Here is a 23,476-nt window from a genome sequence, read left to right on the forward strand (position 1 = left end):
GCTGGTCGAGCTGTCCGGAGCGGTGCCTCCTCGTTGGTTGAGCCGTCCGAAGCGGTGCCTCCTCGTTGGTTGAGCCGTCCGGAGCGGAGCGGAGGACGTGTCGAAACCTCGTGTGCGCGGGCTGGGTGGGGGCGGTGGTTTCGACTCGCTGCGCTCGCTCAACCGGCGGAAGTGCGGTACTCGCTCAACCGCTCGACCCCGGAATGCACTTCACCGGCGAGGTGGTGCCTCGCCGGTGAAGTCGTTTCCTCATGTCAGACCAGGTGATGGGGTCAGACGTCTCCTCGACGCAACATCCGGCCGAGGGGGTTCTGGAAGTCGATCCTCTGGCCGCGGAGCCAGGTGCCCTTGACGACGCCCGCGAGCGCGCGGCCGTTGTACGGGCTGATCGGGTTCTTGTGATGCAGGTGATTCACGTCGACCACCTGCGCCGAGTCGGGCTCGAAGATGGCGAAGTCGGCGTCGTAGCCGAGGCCGATGCGGCCCTTATGTGTGAGGCCGGCGAGTTCGGCGGGCTTGGCCGACATCCACTGCATCACCTGCGGCAGGTCGATGCCGCGGCGCTTGGCCTCGGTCCAGATCAACGACAGCCCGAGCTGCAGGGACGCGACGCCACCCCAGGCGACGCCGAAGTCACCGCCTTCGACGTCCTTGAGGTCCACGGTCGAGGGGGAGTGGTCGGAGACGATGCAGTCGATGGTGCCGTCGAGCAGACCCTGCCACAGCAGCTCGCGGTTCGACGCCTCCCGGATGGGCGGGCAGCACTTGTAGGCCGTGGCGCCGTTCGGGATCTCCTCGGCGAGGAGCGTGAGGTAGTGCGGGCAGGTCTCGACGGTCAGCTTGACACCGTCGCGGCGTGCCGACGCGATCATCGGCAGTGCGTCCGACGACGAGAGGTGCAGGATGTGGGCGCGGGCCCCGGTCCAGCGGGCGCGTTCGATCACCTCGGCGACGGCGACGTTCTCCGCGCCGCGCGGGCGGGACGCGAGGAAGTTCGAGTACTGGTTGCCCTCGGCGGTCGGCGCGTGGTCGATGGCGCGCGAGTCCTCGGCGTGCACGATCATCAGGGAGTCGTACTTGGCCAGCTCGGCCATGTCGGCTTCCATCTCGTCGGCGGTGAGGTGCGGGAACTCGTCGACGCCGGAGTGCAGCAGGAAGCACTTGAAGCCGAAGACGCCCTCGTCGTGCAGGCCGCGCAGGTCGCCCTCGTTGCCCGGGATGGCGCCGCCCCAGAAGCCGACGTCGATGTGGGTCTTGCCCGCGGCGGCCTTCCGCTTGATGTTCAGCGCCTCCACGGTGACCGTGGACGGAATGGAGTTCACCTCGCTTCGGGCGTCTCCTCGGGTCGTCACCTGCGTCGTACGTCGGAGCTCGCCGTGCATCCAGCGCCTTGGTCGCGGACTCGAAGCCCTCCCATTCGGTGCGGCCCGGCTCGTTGACGTGGACGTGGGTGTCGACCAGGCCGGGAATCATCACCTGGTTCGGCGCGAGTTCGATGATCTCGTCGCCCTGGAGTCCGCTGCCGAGCGGCTCGATGGCGGTGACCCGACCGTCGCGGATACCGATCTCCCGCGCGACGATGCCCGCCGTGGTCAGCATCTGCTCACCGCGCAGGACCAGGTCGAACGGGGCTCGATCGGTCGATGCCGATTCGGTGTTCTCCGGGCTGTTGCTCATGTGCGGCTGCTCCTCCACGTGGTCGCCGGACAGGTCTGTCGGGGACAGCTTACCGCAGCAAAATTCCTCATAGTGGAATCTGGTCCCTGTTTAGTGGAATTTGCCGAACTGTGGCGGGTCCCACCGAGGATGCACGATGGTGCCTGCCTCACGTCGACTTCCGCGATGTGGGGTAGCAGGGTTGACAGCGGACTGGCGAGTAGGCGTAAATATTCAGACCCACGGAATTTTAATTCCACACAGTGGAATACGCGGTTGGCGGCAAGGTCCTCCGCGATGAATGTGAAAGTCCTGCCATGAGCACCGAATCCTCCGGAGTGATCGAGGACGCCGGCCCCGCCGGTTCTATCGCACCACTGGCGCAGTCCGACGATGCCGCGGCCCTCGCCCCGGCTCTGCCCGAAGGCGTCAGCCCCGCGCTCTACAACACCGACCTTGCGCCGACCAAGCGCGAAGGCCGTCGTTGGAGCACTTACAACATCTTCACGTTGTGGGCCAACGACGTTCACAGCCTCGGCAACTACGCCTTCGCGATCGGACTGTTCGCTCTCGGCCTCGGCGGATGGCAGATCCTGCTCGCCCTCGGGCTCGGCGGACTGTTCCTGTTCCTGCTGCTGAACCTCTCCGGATTCATGGGCGAGAAGACCGGCGTGCCGTTCCCCGTGATGAGCCGTATCTCGTTCGGCATCCGCGGTGCGCAGATCCCGGCCCTCATCCGCGGCGCCGTCGCGATCGCCTGGTTCGGCATCCAGACCTTCCTCGCCTCCGTGGTGCTGCGCATCCTGATCGTCGCCCTGATCCCGTCGGCGGAGACCCTCGACGCCAACAGCTTCCTCGGCCTCTCCACCCTCGGATGGATCTCCTTCGTCTCGCTGTGGGTGATTCAGCTCGTCATCGTCAGCTACGGCATGGAGATGATCCGCAAGTACGAGGCGTTCGCCGGTCCCGTCATTCTGATCACCATGGTCGCGCTGGCGGTCTGGATGCTCAGCAAGGCGGACTGGACCATCGCGTGGACCACGCCCGACAGCCTGACCGGCGGAGAGATGTGGGCCAAGATCGTCGGCGGTGCGAGCCTCTGGGTCGCCATCTACGGCACCTTCGTCCTCAACTTCTGCGACTTCACCCGCAACGCGAAGTCGAAGGGCTCGATCGTCCGCGGCAACTTCTACGGCATCCCGCTGAACATGCTGCTCTTCGGCGCCATCGTCATCACGCTGGCCGGTGCGCAGTTCCGGATCGACGGTCGCGTCATCGAGTCGCCCGCCGACATCGTCCAGGCCGTGCCGAACACCTTCCTGCTGGTCCTGGCCTGCCTCGCGCTGCTCATCCTGACCGTCGCGGTCAACATGATGGCCAACTTCGTCGCGCCGATCTACGCGCTGAACAACCTGTTCCCGAAGTCGCTGAACTTCCGCCGGGCGGCGCTGATCTCGGCCATCATCGGCATCGTGATCCTGCCGTGGAACCTGTACAACTCGCCGGTCGTGATCAACTACTTCCTCGGCGGTCTCGGCGCGCTGCTCGGCCCGCTGTTCGGCATCGTGATGGCCGACTACTGGCTGGTCCGCCGCTCGCGGGTCAACGTCCCGGAGCTCTTCAGCGAGAACCCCGACGGTGCCTACCACTACAAGGCGGGCGTCAACCCGCGCGCCGTGATCGCTCTGGTGCCCACCGCGGCCTTCGCCCTGGTGATGGCGTTCGTCCCGGCGTTCGAGTCGGTCTCGGAGTTCTCCTGGTTCATCGGAGCCGGCGTCGGAGCGGTGCTCTACTTCGCCGTCGCCGACCGTAAGGGACCGTTCGCCGACGTCTCCGGCGAAGCGATCGCCGTCGCCAGCACCCACTGACACCCGACATTCGAAGGAGACACCCCGTGCGGATTCTCGTCGCCAACGTCAACACCACGCAGTCGATGACCGACGCCATCGCGGAGTCGGCCCGCGCGGTCGCCTCGCCCGGCACCGAGATCGTCGGCATCACGCCCCGATTCGGCGCCGACTCGTGTGAGGGCAACTTCGAGTCGTACCTCGCCGCGATCGCGGTCATGGACGCGATCACCTCGTACCCCGAGCCGTTCGACGCGGTCATCCAGGCCGGCTACGGCGAGCACGGCCGGGAGGGACTGCAGGAACTGCTCGAGGTTCCGGTCGTCGACATCACCGAAGCGGCCGCGTCGACCGCGATGTACCTCGGCCACAAGTACTCGGTCGTCACCACACTGGACCGCACCGTTCCGCTCATCGAGGACCGGCTCAAGCTGGCCGGCCTCGACGCGCGGTGCGCGTCGGTGCGTGCGTCGGGACTGGGTGTGTTGGAGCTGGAGTCCGACCCCGAGCGGGCCGTCGAGGCGATCGTCGCGCAGTCGCTCGAGGCCGTGGAGCGCGATCACGCCGAGGTGATCTGCCTGGGCTGCGGCGGCATGGCCGAGCTCGAGGAGAAGGTCAGGGCGGCCACCGGCGTGCCGATCGTCGACGGCGTCCGCTCGGCGGTGACCATCGCCGAAGGCCTTGTCCGCATGGGACTTTCAACGTCCAAGGTGCGCACCTACGCGCAGCCGCGTGAGAAGAAGGTCATCGGCTGGCCGTTCCGCGGCGGAGCCGCGGGTTGAGCCGACGAACGAGGCCGAAGGCCGAGCCGTCGGTCGAAACCTCGTGACCGACAACTGAAGCCGGGCACCACCTCCCAGGTGCCCGGCTTTTGTCGCACTACCAACGCGTATCGCGGCCCTTCCCTACCAGATGTCCGGCTTTCGCCGCACGAACGTGGTGGCTGTGCGAGAAATGGAAACCGCCCGACACGCTGTAAGGGGGAGTCAGCGTGCCGGGCGGGGCTTGAGGGGACGTGCGATCAGAGCATGATCTGGCGGTTGACGTCCTTGTACAGCAGGTAGCGGAAGTTCGACGGGCCGCCGGCGTAGCAGGCCTGGGGGCAGAAGGCGCGCAGCGAGAGGTAGTCGCCCTCCTGGACCTCCACCCAGTCACCGTTGAGGTGGTAGACGGCCTTGCCCTCGAGCATCAGCAGGCCGTGCTCCATCACATGGGTCTCCGCGAACGGGATGCTGGCGCCGGGTTCGAAGGTCACGACGTTCACGTGCATGTCGTACGCGAGATCCTGCGGATCCAGCATGCGGGTGGTGCGCCACTTGCCGTCGGTGCCGGGCATGGCGGACGGCTCGATCTCCTGCTCGTTGCCGAACTTCAGCGACGGCGTGTGGCCTTCGACGGCCTCGTACCGCTTGCGGATCCACACGAACGACGCGTCGGCGTCGCCGTCGTTGCGGGCCGACCAGACGGTGCCTGCGGGCAGATAGGCGAAGCCGCCCTCGGTGAGGGTCTCGGTGCGGCCCTCGGCGGCGACCGTCAGGGCGCCGGAGGTGACGAACAGGAAGCCCTCGACCTCGGCCTGCGGCTCGGGACGCTCGGCGCCGCCGCCGGGCTTGACCTCCATGATGGCCTGGAAGAAGGTCGTCGCACCGCCTGCGACGGGGCGGTTGATGATCCAGCCGCGAGTGTCGGTCCACTCGGGGAACACCGAGGTCACGATGTCGGAGAGGACACCGCGGGGAATCACGGTGTAGGCCTCGGTGACGATGGCGCGGTCGGTCAGCAGGTCGGTCTGCGGGGGCAGTCCGCCGCGGGGCGTGTAGTACGACGCTTTCTGCGGTGCGGTCACGGGTTCTCCTTGGTTGTGCTGGAAGAGTCGCTGGGCGGTGGGTGAGTGGCTCAGGTGAGCGGGGTGGTGCGGCGGCCGAGCGCGATCTCGCGGACCGTCTCGATCGGCAGGTCGGTTGCGGCCTCGACGTCGGCGGCGGGCAGCGCGCCGCACACCGCGCCCCGGTTGATGAAGCCCGCGAGCGCTTTCGCGGTGGCCGGCTCATCGAGGATCGCCGAGTCGAGCCGGTGCATGTAGTTGCGCAGGCGGGCGGCGGCGGGCGCGAAGCCGTCGCGATAGAACGCGTAGGTCGCCAGGAAGCGGGTCACCAACTGGTGCGGGTGCAGGTCCCAGCCCTGATAAATGCCGCGCTCGAGGTGACGGCGGACGAGGCGGGCGTGCAGCTGCCAGGCTGACGCGACGTTGTCGGGGTCGCCGATCGGCAGGATGTTCGTCGAGCCGTCCGACATGTGGACGCCGGTGCCCGCGACAGCGAGTTGCATGACGTTCTTGGCGTGGTCGGCCGCGGGGTGCTCCATCGACTGGTAGGCGGCGGCGATGCCGAGCGATGCCGAGTAGTCGTAGGTGCCGTAGTGCAGCGACGTGACGCGGCCGTCGCCGGCGTGGATCAGCCGGGCGACCGGAGCCTCGCCGTCGGCGCCGAGGATCACCTGCGGCGTCTCGACCTGGACCTCGAAGCCGATCCGGCGATCGGGCAGGCCGTGTGCCGCTTCGAGGGCTGCGGCCACCTCGACCATCGCCTCGACCTGGTCGACCGAGGTCACCTTGGGGAGGGTCAGCGTGAGGCCGTCGGGCAGCGTGCCCGCCGAGACGAGCCCGGCGACGAAGCCGTCGAGGGTGCGCAGGCCGCGGCGGCGCACAGGAGCCTCGAAGCACTTGAACCGGATCCCGATGAACGGCGGTGCGACGCCGGCCGCGACCGCCGAACGCACTGCGGCGGAAGCGGATTCGACGTCGTTGTCCTCCACCTCGTCGCCGCGGTCGCCGTAGCCGTCCTCGAAGTCCAGTCGGAGGTCCTCGATCGGCTCGGTCGCCAGTTTCGCGGCCGTGAGTTCGGCGAGCTTCTCCGGCGACGAGTCCGTGGAGGCGCCCAGGCCGACCAGCGAAGCGACCTCGTCGAGGCCGCCCGCGGCCTGCGCGGCATCGAGTGCCGCGGTGGCCCACTGCGCGGGGAGTTCGGGGGTGTAGCGGTCTGCGGCGACGTACACGGTGTGGATCGGCTGGCGGCGGCCGTCGTCACCCGGATAGTGACGAGCGAGGGCATCGTCGGCGGGCGTGAGCCGCTTGTCGATCTTCGCGAGGAACGCGTCGTCGAGCTGGCCGCTGGTCATGAGTCCTCCCGAGTGCTTGGTCAATGGAATCATAATTCCACATCGTGGAGTTTAGTCATAGGTGTGCACCTCAGACAAGGGATCTCCGATCATGGTGATGCTTTTGATTCCGCATTGTGGAAGATAGGGTGAGGTGGTCCGAGCAGAGGAGCGACATGGTTGCCGCAGCGGCAGGTGAGACGAAGTCGGGGGGCGTCCAGTCCGTCGAGCGCGCGTTCGAGTTGATGGAGTTGATCGGCCGGGCCGGCGGTGAGTGCTCGCTCAGTCATCTGTCGGGAGAGTCGCCGCTGCCGCCGCCGACCATTCATCGACTGCTGCGCACCCTGGTCGGCATCGGCTACGTCCGGCAGTTGCCGAACAAGCGGTACGCGCTCGGCCCCCGGCTCATCCGGCTCGGTGAAGTCGCCAATCGCCAACTGGGCGCGGTCGCCGATCCCGTCCTCGAGTCGCTGGTTGCGGAGCTGTCGGAGACCGCGAGCCTCGCCGTGCTCGACGGCGACATGGTGATCTACACCGCGCAGGTGCCGTCGCCGCACACGATGCGGACCAACAACGAGGTCGGGCGCCGGGTGCATCTGCACAACTCGGGTGTCGGCAAGGCGATCCTCGCCGAGCTCGACGACGCGCGGATCGTGAAGCTGGTGTCGCAGGCAGGCATTCCGGCGGCGACCGAGCACAGCGTGACGTCCCTGTCCGGTGTCTTCGCCGCCGTCGAACGGGTGCGATCCGCAGGCTTCTCAGTCGACGACGAGGAGGGGGAGATCGGCGTCCGCTGCGTCGCCATGGCGATCCCGGGCGCGCCCACGCCGATGGCGGTCGGAATCTCCGGGCCCACCTCGCGCATGGACGAGGAACTGCAGGCGCGTGCCCTGCCCGCGCTCAAGCGCGCGACGGGCGCGATCTCCGAGGCGTTGATCGGGGCCCGGGAGGGGTAGGCCCGCGTCCGACCGTTGCGGCGCACCCGTGCTCGTCAGTCGCCGATCCGCCGGCGCAGGACACCGACTCCTACTCCGGTGAGTTCCCGGGCGCAGCCGCGACGTCCGGCGATCGTCATGAGGAGCGGCTCGGCGGGTCCGCGGACTTCCTTGCCGAATCCGGATCGCCAGTCGAGATCGGTCGTGATCAGACTCAGGCCGCGAGTTCGCCAAGGCTGACCGAGCGCCAGTGCGATGCGCGAGAAGGACAGTGCGGCGCGCAGGCGATCCGTGGGAATGGTGCGTGGGCAGGCGAGTGCTCGCCGGATGTCCTGCTGGTGAATCATGGTGTCGAGCAACGCCACCCGTCCGCCGAACGCGGCGGTCAGTCCGCGGGGCCGGGTGCTTCGACTGAATGTCTCGAGAATCTCGGGCGGCGTCAGCCCTTGTGATGCGTCGACGCCGGCGGCGTTCGAGCCGTCGAGTGTGAAGTGTCCCCGACGGAGTCGCGTCGCGAGCGACTGCGCGTCGAGGGTGTCATAGCTGACGATATGTGCTGCGACGTCCCGGACCCGCCACCCGTCGCACAGCGACGGCTGCTCCCAGTCGTCGGGCGTCAGCGTCGAGAGGAACGATGCGAGTTCCTCACGTTCGACCTGTGCCATGGTCATTGCGTCGGGCATTCTGTGTCCATCTGTCGGAGGGCGGGATGAAGCCAGCGTGGCATGGCAGTCGGGCGGAGTCGATCGATCCGGCGGACGGAACACAGACCGTGTAGATGTGGAACCGACCCCTACCAGCTCGATCGAAGGACGCCGGAGTGACCACAGAAGCGCATAGCGTGACCGCCGCTGATCTGACGCTCGAGGAGAAGGCCGCGCTCACCAGCGGGCTCGATTTCTGGCACCTGAAGGGGGTCGATCGACTCGGTGTTCCGTCGATCATGGTCACCGACGGACCGCACGGGTTGCGCAAGCAGGCCACCGGCGGCGACCATCTCGGTCTCGGCGACAGCGTGCCCGCCACCTGTTTCCCGCCCGCCGTGGCACTCGGCTCGTCCTGGGACGTCGAGCTCGTCGAACGGGTCGGACGGGCTCTCGGTACCGAGACGTCGATCGAAGACGTCGCGGTGGTGCTCGGGCCCGGCATCAACATCAAGCGCTCGGTGCTCTGCGGCCGGAACTTCGAGTACTACTCCGAAGATCCGGTGGTGTCGGGCACCATCGGATCAGCTCTCGTGAACGGTGTGCAAGCGATGGGGGTCGGTGCATCACTGAAGCACTTCGCCGCCAACAACCAGGAGTACGACCGGATGCGCGCCAGCTCGGACATCGATCCTCGCCCGCTCCGGGAGATCTACCTCCGCGGTTTCGAGCGGGTGGTCAAGGATGCGCGACCGTGGACGGTCATGTGCTCCTACAACCGGATCAACGGGGTCCATGCCTCGCAGGATCCGTGGCTGCTGACGCAGGTGTTGCGCGACGAGTGGGAATTCGAAGGGCTCGTCGTGTCCGACTGGGGCGCCGTCGCCGACCGCACCGCGGCGCTGCGCGCGGGTCTGGACCTGGAGATGCCGTCGTCGAACGGGCGAACCGACGCCGACCTCGTGGCCGCGGTGCGGGACGGATCGCTCGACGAGGGGGTTCTCGACGTCGTCGCCGATCGCGTCCTCGATCTGATCCGCCGATATCAGGCGGGCGCCGGGGCGGCGAGTGGGCCACTCGACGTCGACGCCCACCACGCGCTCGCCAGAGAGGCCGCCGGGAAGTCGATCGTCTTGCTGCGAAACGAGGACCGACTGCTGCCGCTCGCACCGGACGCGGACATCGCGGTCGTGGGCGCGTTCGCCGAGACTCCGCGGTTTCAGGGTGCCGGCTCGTCGCTCATCAACCCGACCCGCGTCGACACCGCGCTCGACGAGATCCGCGCTCTCTCCGATCGCGAGGTCGTCTACGCGCCCGGCTTCAGTCTGTCGGCCCACGCGACCGATGCCGAGATCGTCTCGCTCCGCGACCAGGCGGTGGCCATCGCCCGAGACGCCGAGACTGTCGTGCTGTTTCTGGGGCTGCCTGCGAGGCTCGAGTCGGAGGGCTTCGACCGCACCGGCATCGACCTCCCCGCCGACCAGCTGGAACTCCTCGACGCGGTACTCGCGGTGAATCGGCGGGTGGTGGTCGTGCTGTCGAACGGGGGCGTGGTCGCGCTGCCGTTCGCCGATCGCGTGCCGGCCATCGTCGAGGGCTGGCTGCTCGGTCAGGCCGGCGGCGGGGCGACCGCCGACGTCCTGTTCGGCGTGGTGAATCCGTCCGGCCGGCTGACCGAGACGATTCCGGTCCGGCTGGCGGACACGCCCGCCTACCTCGACTTCGGCGGCGACTTCTCGCATGTCCGCTACGGCGAAGGTCTGTTCGTCGGGTATCGCTGGTACGACGCGCGGGGCCTCGAGGTCACCTATCCGTTCGGGCACGGGCTGTCGTACACGAGGTTCGAGTACGGCCCGCCGACCGCCTCGCCGACACCGGACGGCGACGTCGAGATCCGGGTGTCGGTGACCAACGTCGGCGACGTCGCAGGCCGTGAAGTGGTCCAGGTGTACTCGTCGATGACGGAATCGAAGGTGCAGCGTGCGCCCCGGGAGCTCAAGGCCTTCACGTGTGTGCCGCTCGAACCCGGACAGTCGGCGGAGGCCGTGCTGACGGTGCGACGCGACGATCTCGCCCACTGGGATCCGCGCGTCGATCGCTGGATGGTCGAGGGCGGGGCGTACACATTGGAGGTCGGCGCGTCGAGCCGCGATATCCGGGGGAACGCGCAGGTGCGGATCGACGGGGATGAGGTGCTGCTGCCGCTGACCCGGGACTCGTCGATCGGCGAGGTCTTGGCGCATCCGGTGGCGGGACCGGTTCTGCAGGCGGCGCTCGCTGAGATGACGGCGGGGCTCGGCGACGTGTCGTCGGTGTTCCCCGACGGCTTCGATCTCAGCTCGATGCTCGAGACATTCCCCATCGGCCGCGTACTGATGTTCGGCGGCGAGGGCGTCACCATGGACATGATCGACGGGCTGCTCGCCGTCGGAAACGGTTCCGCCACACCGTGACCGGCGGTCAGCTCGGCCAGTACACGCTGTCGGGAGTGGCTCGTGCTCCGAAGATCGCCTGGCCGACGCGGACGCACGTGGAGCCCTCTTCGATCGCGAGCTCGTAGTCGCCCGACATGCCCATCGACAGGCCGCCGTCGCCGATCAGGTCCGGATCCTCGTCGCGGATCCGGTCGCGCAGACTGCGGAGCAGCTGGAAGCAGGGGCGGACGCGCTCGGCGTCGTCGGAGAAGACCGCGAGTGTCATCAGACCGCGGACTCGCAGCGATGAGTACGCGGGCAGCTGCCTGAGCAGATCCGGGAGCTCCGCCGGTGTGAGACCGTACTTGCTGTCCTCGCTCGACGTGTTGACCTGCACATAGACGTCGATTCCACGGCCGGCGGCCTGCAGTCGACGATCCAGCGCCTCGGCGATGCGCAGGCTGTCGAGCGCTTGGAACTCGCTCGCGAAGGCGGCGACGTCCTTGGCCTTGTTGGTCTGCAGATGTCCGATCACCGACCAGTCGACGTCGAGGTGGGCGAGGGCGTCGTGCTTCCGCTTGGCCTCCTGGACCTTGTTCTCGCCGAGCGTGCGGCAGCCCGCTGCGACTGCGTTGACGATCCGTTCCTCGGGCACCGTCTTGCTGACCGGCAGCAGTTGAACCTCGCCCGGGTCGCGGCCCGCGCGAGTGGCGGCGGCGTCGATCCGCGCCCGGACGGCCGCGAGGTTCGCACGGAAGTCGTCGACCTCGATCGCGGTGGGGAACACGGGTTTCGGGGAGTCGGCGCGATCTGTCATGACTCGATTATCCGCGCGTCGTCGAGGCCAGGCCCCGAGCAGGCTCTCCGGCAAAACCAGCGAACGCGACGACCCGTCCGATCAGGTCAGGTCGGATAGGGTGACCGAGACGCACAGGGGAGGACACGCGTGAGGCAGACGGTGGGATTCGCAGTGTTGGGCGCGCTTGTGGCGCTGCTGGTTTCAACGCTCGGCGGTGCGTACGGGCCGGGCGTCACGTTTGAAGCGTCGTACGTGAGCGGCTCGTCTCTCGGCTACGCGGGCGTCGATCCGCTGTGGGCGACGACGCTCCTCGGAACAGTCGTCGGCGGAGTGGTGGGCGCGAGCCTCCGACTTCTCGGTTTCACGATGTCGGGGCCGCCGGGTAACAGGCTCGTGCGTGTCGTGGTCGCTGGGATCGCCGGGGCTGCGGTGGGTCTCGCGATCGCGGTGGGAGTGGCGTTCGGCGGGGTATTCGACTCGGCTCCGGCGCCCGCGGTGATCCTGGGTGTCTACGCCGCCTGCGCGGTCGTCGCGTATGTGCTTGCGCTGGCCGCGGTGGCGCTCGTTCTCCGACTGTCGCAGGACGTCACGGCCCGGGCGACCGTCCGCACCACCGCCATAGCCCTGATCCCGGGCGGTGCGCTCGCCACGGCCGCGGGTGTCGGCGTTGCGTGGTTGCTCGACTTCACCACGTCGGAGTCGACGTGGATCGCTGTCGTCGTCGCAGTAGGTCTGGTCCTGGCGGCGACGTTCGCCGCCGCGCGGGTGGTCGCACTGGCTCGGCCGGCGGAATACTGGCGTCGCCACACGCGCTGAACCACCCGTGAAGAACATCGGATTCCTCTCCTTCGGGCACTGGTCCGACGCACCGGGCTCCCAGGTGCGGTCGGCGTCGGACGCGCTGCTCCAGTCCATCGACCTGGCCGTCGCCGTGGAAGAGCTCGGCGCCGACGGCGCCTACTTCCGGGTGCACCACTTCGCCCAGCAGCTCGGCTCGCCGTTCCCGCTGCTGTCGGCGATCGGTGCGAAGACGAGCCGCATCGAGATCGGCACCGGCGTCATCGACATGCGTTACGAGAACCCGCTGTACATGGCCGAGGACGCCGGCGCCGCGGACTTGATCTCGGAGGGCCGTCTGCAACTCGGCATCTCGCGCGGATCGCCGGAGCAGGTGATCGAGGGATACAAGTACTTCGGGTACCTGCCCGGCGACGATCAGTCCGATGCCGACATGGCGCGCCAGCACACGGGCGTCTTCCTCAAGGTGCTCGAGGGGGAGGGCTTCGCCCGGCCCAACCCGCAGCCGATGTTCCCCAATCCGCCCGGACTGCTGCGCGTCGAACCGCATTCGCCGACGCTCCGTGACCGCATCTGGTGGGGCGCCGGAAGCCGGGCCACCGCGGAGTGGACGGCGCGGCAGGGCCTGAACCTGATGAGCTCGACGCTGTTGACCGAGGACACCGGCGTCCCGTTTCACCAGCTGCAGGCCGAGCAGATCCACCGCTTCCGCGACGAATGGAAGGCGCAGGGCTTCGACCGTGAGCCGCGAGTCTCGGTGAGCCGCAGCATCTTCGCGCTGACGAGCGACACGGATCGGGCCTACTTCGGACGCGAACGAGGCGGCTCCGACCAAGTCGGTCACATCGACGGCGGCGTCGCGCGGTTCGGAAAGTCGTACGCCGATGAGCCGGACAAGCTGATCGAGCAGCTCCGCGAGGACGAGGCGATCGCAGCGGCGGACACCCTGTTGCTGACGGTGCCCAACCAGCTCGGCGTCGACTACAACGCGCACGTGATCGAGTCGATCCTGACGGAGGTCGCGCCGGCGCTCGGCTGGCGGTGAGATGACCCGACGGCGGGTACGGAAGGTGGAGGGCCGCGCCGTCAGATCTCCACCATTCGGTGCTCGCGGGCCGGTCGGCGCTGGCCGCGGATCACGATGAGTTCGCGCGCGTGAGCGTCGAGCGCGACGTCTCCGGGAAGTTTCGGGATCCACTCCGGGGTGGCGGTCGCGTCGCCGTGCTCGTCGAGCGCTGCCAGCACGGTGAGGCTGTGCGCGGTGAGCCGGCGGTCGCGCCTGCCGTCGCGTGGCCAGTACGCGTACACGTGCACCGAGACGTGCATCGTCTGGCGGCCCGTGTGAATCAGTCGTGCCGAGGTCTCGACCACCTGGCCGATCCGGATCGGCTCGTAGAACCGGACGCCGCCCATGTAGACGGTGACGGCTTCGCCGCGGCACCACTGAGTGCCGCACAGGTATGCGACGTCGTCGATCCATCCCATCACCCGGCCGCCGTGGGTGTTGCCGCCCCAGTTGACGTCGGTGGGGGCGGCGAGGAATCTGGTCGACGCCTCGGGGGCCGTGGACGGGGCCTCGTAGTCCGCGGTGGACATCGCCGCGGTGATCCGCTCGCGCACTCGGGTGCGTCGGGCGGCGTGGTCGGATCGGGCGACGTCCTCGGGGCTCGACGGGTGCCACTGCCGGACCGCGGTGGGCCTGCCCTCGTCGTCGACGGCCACGAACACGAGCATGCACCGGCTGGCTTCGGTGAACTGACCCCGCCGCGGATCCGCCGACGCCACACGGCATTCGATGTGCATGCTCGACCGGCCGGTGTGCACTAGGGTCGCCGTCACCTCGACGACGTCACCGGACGCGATGTCCCGGCCGAAACTGATGTTCCCGACGTAGGCGGTCACGCTGTAGCCGCCGGACCACGCGGCGGCGCAGGCGTAGGCGGCTTTGTCGACCCATTCGAGAATCCGTCCGCCTCGGACCCCGCCGCCGAGAGTGGCGACGTCGGTCGGTGCGGCCATGAACCGAAGCGTGATCCGGCGATCGGTTGTCTGCATGTGTGTCCTCCTCGCTGGTGGTCGAGCAATCGTGAACCACTCGTTGAACGCACCGCGGGGCGGGGCCGGGCGGCGAGGATTCGGTGACAGCGGCGAAATATCTGGGACATGCAGGGGTAAATCGGACGCTGCGGGGTCGACGACCGCTTACTGCGGACCGGCGCTCCGTCAGACGCGCTGGATGATCGCGGCGAGCCCCTGACCGCCGCCGATGCACATGGTCGCAAGGCCGTACAGCGCGTCGCGACGTTCCAGCTCGCGGGCGAGCGTTCCGAGCATGCGCGTGCCCGTCGCGCCGACGGGGTGGCCGAGGGAGATTCCCGAACCGTTGACGTTGAGTCGCGCGAAATCGTCTGCACCCAAACCCCATTCGCGGGTGCACGCGAGCGCCTGCGCGGCGAAGGCCTCGTTCAGCTCGATCAGGTCCATGTCTGCCATCGACAGGCCCGCACGGGCGAGTGCCGCCTCGGTGGCGGGGACGGGCCCGATGCCCATGTAGGCGGGATCGACGCCGGCGACGGCCCACGACACCAGTCGGGCGATGGGCCGCAGGCCGACCTTCTCGGCGTGGTCGGGATGGGTGACGAGGCAGACGGCGGCAGCATCGTTCTGTCCGCTCGCATTGCCGGCCGTGACCGTCGCCTCGGGATCCGATTTCAGGAGCAACGGCCGCAGCGCGGCGAGACGTTCGAGGGTGGTGTCGGCCCTCGGGTGCTCATCGCGGTCGACGATCACCTCGCCCTTCCCGGTCGAGACGGTGACCGGAACGATCTCCTCGGCGAAGATCCCCGCCCGCTGAGCTGCGACCGCACGACGATGCGACTCGACTGCGAGGGCATCCTGATCGTCGCGCGAGATCTCGTACTGTCGGCGGAGATTCTCGGCGGTCTCCAGCATGCCGCCGGGGACCGGATGGTTGCGACCGCCCGCCGTCACTCGTCCGCGGGCGAGGCCGTCGTGGAGGGCGACGTCCGGTCCGCGGACGCCCCAACGCATCTCCGTGCTGTAGAACGGCACGTTGCTCATGGACTCGGCGCCGCCGGCGACCACGAGATCGTCGGCGCCCGTCGCCACCTGCATCCCGGCCATGACGACGGAGTACAGGCCGGAGCCGCAGCGGCGGTCGACCTGTGCGCCGGGCGCGGTGACCGGAAGACCGGCGTCGAGCGCCACCACCCGGCCGATGGCGGGTGCCTCACTGGTCGGGTAGACGTTGCCGAGGATCACGTCGTCGATGGTCGCGGGTTCGACGCTCGTCCGCTCCAGGAGGGCGCGAAGGGCGATCTCGCCGAGCTCTGCGGCGGTCAGCGACGCCAGCGATCCGCCGTACCGGCCGATCGGCGTCCGGACCGGTTCGCAGATCACGACATCGCGCATGTCTGTCACCCTGTCACGCGGGCTGTCCGTTCGAAGCGAAAATCGTCAGCCATGCAGCCAGCACCTGCTTCTCGCGGTCGGGTCGGTCGCGGAGCACCGCGCCGATGGCCAGCCCGCGGAGGAGGCTGAGGAGGCCGTCGAGGAAGATCGTGAAACGCTGCTCATCGAGGTCGTCGACGAACGGGGCCAAGGTCTGCTGGAGCTCGACGAAGAGCTGGTGGGCGCCGGGCTGCAGGGCCTCCCGCAGGGCGGGTTCGGTGCGGGCCGCGCTCCACAGCTGCAGTCCGGCGACGTACGTGGGACGACGCGTGATCTCGTGGATCACCTCCACCGCGTCGTCGATCGACATGCCCGGCGCGATCGCGTCGCGGATCTCGTCAGCCTGGTTCGCGGCGATGAAATCGACTGCTGCGACGGCGATCTGGGTCATCGACTTGAAGTGGTGAGTCAGCGCTCCACGGGTGACTCCGGCTGCCGACTGCACCCGCTGCATCGTCATCCCGGCGTAGCCGTGCTCGACCAGGACGTCGACGGCGCCGGTGAGGATCTGCTCGCGGGTGCGCACTGCGCGCTCTTGACGGGGCTCGTTGCTCACGTCACAATCTTGTCAGAAGATAAACAGACCAAATGATCTGTTTATGGCCGACGTGGTCGGGCCGAAAACGGAGTCGAAGGAGCGCACCATGACCTTGGCAGCAACGCATATCCGGCGGGGCGCGCTGGCGCACGCCGATCGCCCCGCGGTGTACGTCGGCGACGACGTCCTCACCTTCCGCGAGGTGAATGAGCGTGCAAACCTCATCGCGCATCGGCTCATCGAGGCGGGCATCGCCAAGGGGACCCATGTGGCGCTGCTGGTCAACAACGGTCTGGACTCGGTGCCGATGGACTTCGCGGCGATCAAGGCCGGCGTGGTCCGCGTCCCACTCAACTCGAGGCTCTCGCTCGACGAGCACACGAAGATGCTCGAGGGGGCGCACGCGACCGTCGTCGTCGCCGACGAATCCCTGATCGGCCGAGCCGCCGAACTGGGCTCGCGCATTCCGGGACTGCGGATCCTCGGCCTCGGCACCCCGGCGTCCGGCGGAGATCTGCTGGCACCCGCGGACGGACTGATCGGCGAACCGGACGTCGAACTGGCACCCGAGGATCCGACGCTGATGCTGTACACCTCGGGCACCACCGGAACGCTCAAGGCAGTGATTCACACGCAGGCGTCGTACGGGGCCATCTGCTCCAACATCCTCGCGAACCTGCTGAACCCGCGGCCGGATTCGGTGATGCTGCACGCCGCGTCCCTCATCCACGCGAGTGGGACGTTCGTCCTGCCGTACTGGATCAGAGGCGGAGCGTCGGCGATCCTGCCCGGCTTCGATCCCGCCGCATTCGTCGCGGCGATCGGCCGCTACCGCGTCACCGAGATCAACCTGGTGCCGACGATGTTCGCCATGCTGCTGAGCAGCGGCGTGCTCGACGGAGCGGACCTGAGTTCCCTGCGGAAGGTGATCTACGGTGCGAGCCCGATGCCGAAGCCGGTTCTGGAACGTTCCATGGACGCGTTCGGGCCGATTCTCGCCCAGTACTACGGCCAGACGGAATCGCCACTGGTGATCGCCGTGCTCGACGAACACGCGCACGCCGACCGATCCCTGTGGGGAGCATGCGGCATGCCCGCCAGCGACGTGGAGCTCAAGCTCGTCGGCGACGACGGCCGGGAGGTTCCGCACGGTGAGATCGGCGAGATCACCCTCAAGGCGCCGTTCCAGATGGCCGGGTACTTCGAGGCAGACGAACTCAACGAGGCGACGTTCACCACCGACGGCTGGGTGCGTACCCGCGATCTCGCGCGGTTCGACGATCGCGGCTACCTGTTCCTGGTGGACCGCACCAGCGACATGATCATCACCGGCGGCTACAACGTGTACCCGCGTGAAGTGGAGGACGCGCTGTCGTCGCATCCGGCGGTCGCCGAGTGCGCGGTCGTCGGCGCGCCCGACGACAAATGGGTGGAGGCGGTGACCGCGTTCGTCACCGTCGAACCGGGTGCCGAGGTCACCTCGGAGGAACTGATCGCGCACGTCCGCTCCCGGATCGCGGCGCATAAGGCTCCGAAGACCGTGGAGTTCGTCGACGCGATCCCGAAGTCGGCGGTCGGCAAGATCCTGCGACGCGCACTCCGCGAACCGCTCTGGGACAAGTGAGACGGCGATGAAGAACCCTCGACGACAGGAGGAACGACGGTGACTGACATCAGGATCGAGCGCGACGGGGCGGTGACGCTGATCGTCATGGCCCGGACCGACCGCCACAACGCGGTGGACGGCAACATGTCGCGGGAACTGGCCGACGCGTTCCGGGAGTTCGAGGCCTCCGACGCACAGGTCGCGGTGCTCGCCGGCGACGGTCCGTCGTTCTGTGCGGGCGCGGATCTGAAGGCCGTCGACACCGATCGCAGCAACCCGCTCACCCTGGAGGGCGACGGGCCGATGGGGCCGACGCGGATAGACCTCGACAAGCCGGTGATCGCGGCGATCAACGGTCACGCGGTGGCCGGTGGACTGGAACTCGCGATCTGGTGCGACCTCCGCGTCGCCGACGAGGACGCCACCCTCGGTGTCTTCTGCCGTCGTTGGGGCGTGCCGTTGATCGACGGCGGGACCATCCGGCTACCCAGGCTGATCGGTCACAGCCGCGCGATGGATCTGATCCTGACCGGTCGGCCGATCGGCGCCGAGGAGGCGCTGGGATTCGGCCTCGTGAACCGCGTGGTTCCGTCCGGCACCGCGCGCGAGGCGGCCGTCGCGCTCGCCCACGACATCGCTCGCATGCCCGCCACGTGCATGCGCGGCGACCGTCGTTCGGCGCGGGCCCAGTGGTCGGACACCGAGGAGGCGGCACTGCGTCGCGAGTTCGCCATCGGGATGACGTCGCTCCAGTCCGACGGCGTGGGCGGTGCGGGACGGTTCGCCTCGGGCAAGGGCCGCGGTGGATCGTTCGACGACATCTGAGGCGACCGGCCACCGGTCGCCGGTCCTCGTGTCGCCACTCCCGTCCCGGCGTCGGCGGCAGTAGGGTCGAAGCCATGGCTGACGCTACGATTTCGGAGACCTTCGCCGCGCCGAGACTCCGGGCTCTGGAACGGGCGGACCTGGCATTCGTCCACGGACTGTTCAACGATCCCGACGTGATGCGCTACTGGTTCGAGCCCGCGCATGTCACCCTCACCGACCTCGAGGAGACATTCGCCCAGCAGCAGCGTGGTGGCGACCGCGAACGCCGGTTCATCGTGGAAGCGGCCGGCCGTCGTGTGGGCCTGGTGGAGCTGGTCTACATCGATCACGTGCACCGGAACTGCGAGTTCCAGATCATCATCGCGCCGGGCGAGCAGGGCCGCGGATACGCCGGGGCTGCGACGCGGGGCGCTCTCGACTTCGCCTTCCGCGCGCTGAACCTGCACAAGGTGTATCTGCTGGTCGATACCGAGAACGCCGCGGCGATCCACGTGTACGAGAAGGCGGGGTTCATCGTCGAAGGCGTCCTGCGCAGCGAGTTCTTCGCCGACGGCGCCTACCGCGACGCCACCCGCATGGGCATCTTCCAGAACGATTACCTGGCCGCCGAGCGTCGGGCCTGACGATGACGGCGCGGTGGATGGCGGTGCTGGCGGCAGTAGTGCTGCTGGTCGCGGGCGGCGCCGCAACGGCCGACGCCGCACCGAAGCTGCCGGTCGCCTACGACTTCCTCGACGGGATCCGGGCCGAACTGTCGAATCCGGGCGGGTCGCTGCCGGGGACGAACGACTTCGCGTGCCGGCCGACGGCGCGGCACCCTCGACCGGTGGTCCTGGTGCACGGCAGCGGCGGCGGCAGGCAGACCAACTGGGCGACGCTGGCCGCGGTCCTCAAGAACGAGGGTTACTGCGTCTTCGCACCGACATACGGTGCACTCGCTCAGCAGTGGCCGGCGTCGGCGCTCGGCGGTCTGGGCCCGAAACTCGACAGCGCGTGGGACGTCAAGAGATTCATGGATTCGGTGATGGCGGCGACCGGAGCGGCGCAGGTCGACGTCGTCGGGCATTCGCTCGGTACCGAGATCCCGACGTATTGGATGAAGTATCTCGGGGGCGGCGGGCACGTCGCCCACTACGTGTCTCTCGCTCCGTACTGGCGGCAGGGACCCGACGATGACGACGCGCGCGGCGAAGCCATCGCGGAGTTCCGTGCGCGACTGGGGATTCCGGCACCGGTTCGTCCGGCGTGCCCGGAGTGCACGGCACCGCCGAAGGACGTGAACTTCAATCGGGCGGTCCGGGAGCCGACACCGTACCTGCCGAGCGTGCGGTACACGAACATCGTGACCCGCGACGACGAGATCGTCACCCCCTACACGGCGGGCCTGCTCGACGGCCCGCCCGGCGCGCAGGTGCGCAACATCGTCGTCCAGAACGGCTGCGCCCTCGATCATTCCGACCATATGTCGATCACCTCGAACCGTCGCAGCGCCGCACTCGTGCTGAACGCCCTCGACCCCGCACATCCGCGGCCGGTGCCGTGCGTATCGGTGTCTCCGGTGACCGGTGGCTGACGCCTAGGCCGAAGCCGTGAGGACGCCCGCGGCCGAGCGTAGCGTCGAAGGTATGAGTGACCAACAGCCGGAACCCGTGACAGATGCCGACGCCGACGCGCAGACTCCGGCCGCGTGGTCGGTGGCCGACGGCATGCTCACCGCGACGTACCGAGCGGGCAACATGGTTCGTGGCCTCGAGCTGGTGACGGCAGTGGTCGGTGCGGCCGAGCAGGTGAACCACCATCCGGACATCGACCTGCGTTATCCCACGGTCACCTTCCGACTCGTCACGCACAGTGCGGGGCAGTTGGCGACTTTCGACATCGGACTGGCCCGGCAGATCTCCCGGATCGCCGAGGAGATGGGGATCGAGGGGGACCGCCCCGCGTAGCGTGGCGGTCATGCCGACTCCCGACTACGTCCTGCGACTGCGCGAGCACATCGGACACGACCCGCTGGTGCTCATCGGCGTCACCGCGGTGATCCTGCGTGAGACCTCCGACGGAACCCTGGTCCTCGTCGGCCGTCGTGCCGACAACGGTGCGCTCGCGCCGATCACCGGAATCGTCGACCCGGGGGAGCAGCCCGCGGTCGCCGCCGCTCGGGAGGCGCTGGAGGAGGCCGGCGTACAGATCGAGGTGGAACGCCTGGCGTGGGTGCACCAACTGCCGCGGCGCACGCACGTCAACGGGGACCAGGTGGACTACCTGGACTTGACCTTCCGCTGCCGCTGGATGGCCGGCGAGCCCGTTCCCTCGGACGGCGAACTCACCGAGGTGCTGTGGAGGCGGGTCGACGACCTCGACGACCTGGCATCCGACGACCTGCGCGAGCGCATTCGACTCGCGGTCACCGGCACGGGCGAGGCGGCGTTCCAGAAGTCCTAGACACGCCCGAGTGCCCGGCCATGGCTGGTCGGGTCAGGCGGCGAGCACGGCCTCCAGATGCGCTTCGGCCCGGGACGCGTCGAGTGCGGGCGGTGCGTGCGGTCGCTGATCGGGGAGGAGTTCGGCGTGGTGGATCTGGTTGATCCGCCATCGCTGCCCGGGCCGTTCGCCGACCGGCCGCCAGGCGACGCGTCCGGCGTGTGGGCCGTCGATCAGGATCATCGTCTCCCAATCGCCGAGACGCTTGCCGACGGCCCGATTGTGACGCCCGCATGCGGCGCCGAGGTGATCGACGTCGGTCGGGCCGCCGTCCTGCCAGTCCGGGAAATGATGGGCCTGCGTCCGCGCGAACGGTGCCGAGCAGCCGGGTGCGGTGCATCCGCGGTCCCGCGCGAACAACATCAACCGCTGCGCCTTCGACGCCAACCTGCGGCCCCGCCCCAGGTACAGCGGCTGGCCGGTCGCCTGGGAGAACACGGCCAGATGCGGTGTCGCCTCCGCAGCGACCTCCACGAGATCGGCCACCGGAACCCGCGTTCCCGTCGCCGTCAACGCCACCCCGGCATGCTCGCGCAGTTCCCGGTCGGTGACCGTGATGACTAACTGCGACGACAACCGGCCGCCGCCGGTACCGCTGGCTTCGCCGTGTGCCCGGACGAATCGCAGCACCGCCAGCAACCCGTCATGCGTGCGCTGCGCCGCAGTCCGCTCATCACGTTCGGCCGCGGCCGCCACTACTGCGGGGTCCGCGGCTTCCAGGGCGCCGGCCGGGGACTGCGGGTCGTCGGGGTTGTTCATTCCCGGTGCGGCCCAGGAGCCGATCATGATCTCGAACTCGGCCCGCAACGCCGGCGTCAGAGAGGCTCGGACTTTGCTCATCAATTGACGGTCCTGCGGCAGGAGGGCCAGGCCGCGCCAGCGCTTGCGGTCGCGTTCCTTAGTCAAAGCTCCGTCCGGGTCCAGATGTGCCAGCAGTCGGATGCCCGCCCCGCGGAGCCCGCTCGGGCTGAGTTCCCGCGCGACGGTCGCCAGCTGGGTCTCTGCCCGGGCCCGGGTCTGGGCGTCGACCGCGGCCGGGATCTTGTCCATCACCGCATCGATCTCCCGCACATGATCGGCGCCGATCGCACCCTCGGTGACCGCGGCGGCGGTGTCCGGGAGGACCGGTGCCAACGTCTCGCCGGTCATGGCGGTGAAACGCCCGATCCCCGCGGCACTGGCACGGCGCCGGGACGCCGCTCCGTCACCCAGCCGCAGTCCCTGCGCCAGGTAGGAGTGCACCGACAGATACCCCGCCTTGCGGTAGGCGCCGCGGTCGGAGATCTCCACCAGCACCGCCGCATCGACGCCGTCGAACCGGCGGTGTGTCTGCTCCAACGACTCCGCCACCGACAGCACCACGTCCTCGGACACCGCCGCCAGCGGCACCCGCGCGAACCGCGCGACGACCGCGTCGAGCAGGGCGGCGAGCTCGGCCGGATCATCGGGCAATTCGACTGCGCTGCGACTCATCTCGCTCATCCGGCTCACCCCCTCGGGACCCTGCACTCCGGCGTTCGAATCTATGTCTGAACGCTAGCGCGGCCTCTGACAATTCCGGGTCCCTGCGCTTCGGGCCATGCTGCAGGAGTCAGGACGTAGCCGTGGTGCGCCGTCGTCGCGGTGCCAGCCCGGTGCCCCTACACGGCATCCCAGTGCGCCGCCAGCGTCGCGAGGCGGACTGCCCTCGCTCGCCTGGCGGCGCGGTCGGTACGAGACCATTAGTCAGACTATAATTTCTGCATGACCACGGTACCGCTCGGAGAAGCCAAGGCGCGCCTGTCGGCACTCGTCGACAGTGCCGAACAGACGCATGACCGCATCACGATCACGAAGCACGGCAAGCCCGCCGCCGTACTCATCTCCGCGGACGACCTCGAAGAGCTCACTGAGACTATTCACTGGCTGTCCCAGCCCGGCATCCGAGAGACCATCGACGCCGGCGATCGCGAGTACGAGTCCGGCCAAACGACCTCTCTCGCCGATCTGCGCGCGGAGCTCGGAATCGCGGAGTGAGCGACGACCCCTACGGCGTCCAGTTCGCTTCTGCGGCCAAACGAGCACTCGCACGCCTGCCCCCACGAATCGTCCGCGCAGTGGTCCAGTTCATCGCCGAGCCGCTCGCGGAGAATCCCTATCGGCTGAGCAAACCACTTCGATTCGAGCTCGAAGGAACTCGATCGGCACGTCGCGGCGATTATCGAGTCCTTCTCCGTATCGACGAACCGAAGCACATCATCGTCATCCTTGACATCAACCACCGAGCACACGTCTACCGCACCTAGTGTCCCTTCGCAGGCCGA

At 68.5% G+C, this 23,476-nt stretch carries 22 protein-coding genes and 1 pseudogene; 14 read left to right on the plus strand and 9 right to left on the minus strand.

Annotated features, from left to right (window positions below; genetic code table 11):
• Window positions 1-272: 272 nt before the first annotated feature.
• A pseudogene (gene allB / locus SCNU_RS07235) lies at window positions 273-1,677 on the minus strand (allantoinase AllB).
• A 296-nt stretch (window positions 1,678-1,973) separates the two neighbouring features.
• On the opposite strand from allB, the gene SCNU_RS07240 reads away from it, so the two are divergent.
• On the plus strand, window positions 1,974-3,524 hold the full coding sequence (locus tag SCNU_RS07240; protein WP_009678701.1) for an NCS1 family nucleobase:cation symporter-1: 1,551 nt from the start codon (window positions 1,974-1,976) through the stop codon (window positions 3,522-3,524).
• A gap of 26 nt (window positions 3,525-3,550) precedes the next feature.
• Complete coding sequence (locus SCNU_RS07245; RefSeq protein WP_009678702.1) at window positions 3,551-4,285, plus strand: aspartate/glutamate racemase family protein; 735 nt, start codon at window positions 3,551-3,553, stop codon at window positions 4,283-4,285.
• Between the two features lie 239 nt (window positions 4,286-4,524).
• Here the strand turns inward: SCNU_RS07245 and SCNU_RS07250 are convergent, their stop codons facing one another.
• Both SCNU_RS07250 and SCNU_RS07255 read right to left on the minus strand, forming a co-directional pair.
• Window positions 4,525-5,349, minus strand: a complete 825-nt coding sequence (locus SCNU_RS07250) for a bifunctional allantoicase/(S)-ureidoglycine aminohydrolase (protein WP_009678703.1) — start codon at window positions 5,347-5,349, stop codon at window positions 4,525-4,527.
• 50 nt (window positions 5,350-5,399) lie between these two features.
• Window positions 5,400-6,680, minus strand: a complete 1,281-nt coding sequence (locus SCNU_RS07255) for a DUF6986 family protein (RefSeq protein ID WP_009678704.1) — start codon at window positions 6,678-6,680, stop codon at window positions 5,400-5,402.
• Window positions 6,681-6,835: 155 nt separating this feature from the next.
• Here SCNU_RS07255 and SCNU_RS07260 point away from each other — a divergent pair, with 155 nt between their 5' ends.
• Entirely contained in the window at window positions 6,836-7,615 is a 780-nt protein-coding gene (locus tag SCNU_RS07260) for an IclR family transcriptional regulator (RefSeq protein WP_009678705.1), read from the plus strand.
• 35 nt (window positions 7,616-7,650) lie between these two features.
• Here the strand turns inward: SCNU_RS07260 and SCNU_RS07265 are convergent, their stop codons facing one another.
• A complete protein-coding gene (locus SCNU_RS07265) occupies window positions 7,651-8,265 on the minus strand; it encodes a maleylpyruvate isomerase family mycothiol-dependent enzyme (RefSeq protein ID WP_009678706.1) in 615 nt (204 codons plus the stop codon).
• 170 nt (window positions 8,266-8,435) lie between these two features.
• Between SCNU_RS07265 and SCNU_RS07270 the strand changes: the two genes are divergently transcribed.
• Window positions 8,436-10,691 (plus strand): glycoside hydrolase family 3 C-terminal domain-containing protein, encoded by a 2,256-nt coding sequence (locus tag SCNU_RS07270; protein WP_009678707.1) that lies wholly within the window; start codon window positions 8,436-8,438, stop codon window positions 10,689-10,691.
• 7 nt (window positions 10,692-10,698) lie between these two features.
• Here SCNU_RS07270 and SCNU_RS07275 read toward each other — a convergent pair whose 3' ends face one another.
• The gene (locus tag SCNU_RS07275) at window positions 10,699-11,469 is read right to left on the minus strand and encodes a YggS family pyridoxal phosphate-dependent enzyme (RefSeq protein WP_009678708.1); all 771 of its coding nucleotides are present in this window, start codon (window positions 11,467-11,469) and stop codon (window positions 10,699-10,701) included.
• Window positions 11,470-11,598: 129 nt separating this feature from the next.
• On the opposite strand from SCNU_RS07275, the gene SCNU_RS07280 reads away from it, so the two are divergent.
• Window positions 11,599-12,267 (plus strand): hypothetical protein, encoded by a 669-nt coding sequence (locus SCNU_RS07280; protein WP_009678709.1) that lies wholly within the window; start codon window positions 11,599-11,601, stop codon window positions 12,265-12,267.
• A gap of 7 nt (window positions 12,268-12,274) precedes the next feature.
• The gene (locus tag SCNU_RS07285; protein WP_009678710.1) at window positions 12,275-13,294 is read left to right on the plus strand and encodes an LLM class flavin-dependent oxidoreductase; all 1,020 of its coding nucleotides are present in this window, start codon (window positions 12,275-12,277) and stop codon (window positions 13,292-13,294) included.
• A gap of 41 nt (window positions 13,295-13,335) precedes the next feature.
• On the opposite strand, the gene SCNU_RS07290 is transcribed toward SCNU_RS07285, so the two are convergent.
• The 3 genes from SCNU_RS07290 to SCNU_RS07300 form a co-directional block, all read right to left on the minus strand.
• Entirely contained in the window at window positions 13,336-14,304 is a 969-nt protein-coding gene (locus tag SCNU_RS07290; RefSeq protein WP_009678711.1) for an acyl-CoA thioesterase, read from the minus strand.
• Between the two features lie 168 nt (window positions 14,305-14,472).
• On the minus strand, window positions 14,473-15,681 hold the full coding sequence (locus SCNU_RS07295; RefSeq protein ID WP_009678712.1) for an acetyl-CoA C-acetyltransferase: 1,209 nt from the start codon (window positions 15,679-15,681) through the stop codon (window positions 14,473-14,475).
• Between the two features lie 13 nt (window positions 15,682-15,694).
• Window positions 15,695-16,276, minus strand: coding sequence for a TetR/AcrR family transcriptional regulator (locus SCNU_RS07300; RefSeq protein ID WP_139025871.1), 582 nt, complete (start codon window positions 16,274-16,276; stop codon window positions 15,695-15,697).
• A gap of 88 nt (window positions 16,277-16,364) precedes the next feature.
• Between SCNU_RS07300 and SCNU_RS07305 the strand changes: the two genes are divergently transcribed.
• The 6 genes from SCNU_RS07305 to SCNU_RS07330 all read left to right on the plus strand — a co-directional run bounded on the left by SCNU_RS07305 (window position 16,365) and on the right by SCNU_RS07330 (window position 21,134).
• A complete protein-coding gene (locus SCNU_RS07305; protein ID WP_040517999.1) occupies window positions 16,365-17,882 on the plus strand; it encodes a class I adenylate-forming enzyme family protein in 1,518 nt (505 codons plus the stop codon).
• A 39-nt stretch (window positions 17,883-17,921) separates the two neighbouring features.
• Window positions 17,922-18,689 carry a crotonase/enoyl-CoA hydratase family protein gene (locus SCNU_RS07310; RefSeq protein WP_009678715.1) on the plus strand — a complete coding sequence of 256 codons (768 nt, stop codon included), beginning with the start codon at window positions 17,922-17,924 and terminating at the stop codon, window positions 18,687-18,689.
• Between the two features lie 74 nt (window positions 18,690-18,763).
• On the plus strand, window positions 18,764-19,315 hold the full coding sequence (locus SCNU_RS07315) for a GNAT family N-acetyltransferase (RefSeq protein ID WP_009678716.1): 552 nt from the start codon (window positions 18,764-18,766) through the stop codon (window positions 19,313-19,315).
• 17 nt (window positions 19,316-19,332) lie between these two features.
• A complete protein-coding gene (locus SCNU_RS07320; RefSeq protein ID WP_009678717.1) occupies window positions 19,333-20,265 on the plus strand; it encodes an esterase/lipase family protein in 933 nt (310 codons plus the stop codon).
• Window positions 20,266-20,317: 52 nt separating this feature from the next.
• Window positions 20,318-20,638 carry a 4a-hydroxytetrahydrobiopterin dehydratase gene (locus SCNU_RS07325; RefSeq protein WP_009678718.1) on the plus strand — a complete coding sequence of 107 codons (321 nt, stop codon included), beginning with the start codon at window positions 20,318-20,320 and terminating at the stop codon, window positions 20,636-20,638.
• A 10-nt stretch (window positions 20,639-20,648) separates the two neighbouring features.
• The gene (locus tag SCNU_RS07330; protein WP_040518000.1) at window positions 20,649-21,134 is read left to right on the plus strand and encodes an NUDIX domain-containing protein; all 486 of its coding nucleotides are present in this window, start codon (window positions 20,649-20,651) and stop codon (window positions 21,132-21,134) included.
• Window positions 21,135-21,167: 33 nt separating this feature from the next.
• Here SCNU_RS07330 and SCNU_RS07335 read toward each other — a convergent pair whose 3' ends face one another.
• Window positions 21,168-22,646 carry an HNH endonuclease signature motif containing protein gene (locus tag SCNU_RS07335; RefSeq protein ID WP_009678720.1) on the minus strand — a complete coding sequence of 493 codons (1,479 nt, stop codon included), beginning with the start codon at window positions 22,644-22,646 and terminating at the stop codon, window positions 21,168-21,170.
• Window positions 22,647-22,916: 270 nt separating this feature from the next.
• On the opposite strand from SCNU_RS07335, the gene SCNU_RS07340 reads away from it, so the two are divergent.
• Window positions 22,917-23,189: a type II toxin-antitoxin system Phd/YefM family antitoxin gene (locus tag SCNU_RS07340; protein ID WP_009678721.1), complete on the plus strand. Its 273-nt coding sequence runs from the start codon at window positions 22,917-22,919 to the stop codon at window positions 23,187-23,189.
• The gene (locus tag SCNU_RS07345; protein ID WP_040517953.1) at window positions 23,186-23,458 is read left to right on the plus strand and encodes a type II toxin-antitoxin system RelE family toxin; all 273 of its coding nucleotides are present in this window, start codon (window positions 23,186-23,188) and stop codon (window positions 23,456-23,458) included. Before SCNU_RS07340 ends, SCNU_RS07345 begins: the two co-directional genes overlap by 4 nt.
• The last annotated feature ends 18 nt before the right edge of the window (window positions 23,459-23,476 follow it).

Origin of the sequence: Gordonia neofelifaecis NRRL B-59395 (assembly GCF_000192435.1) — a bacterium.
In the GTDB taxonomy this organism is placed as follows: domain Bacteria; phylum Actinomycetota; class Actinomycetes; order Mycobacteriales; family Mycobacteriaceae; genus Gordonia; species Gordonia neofelifaecis.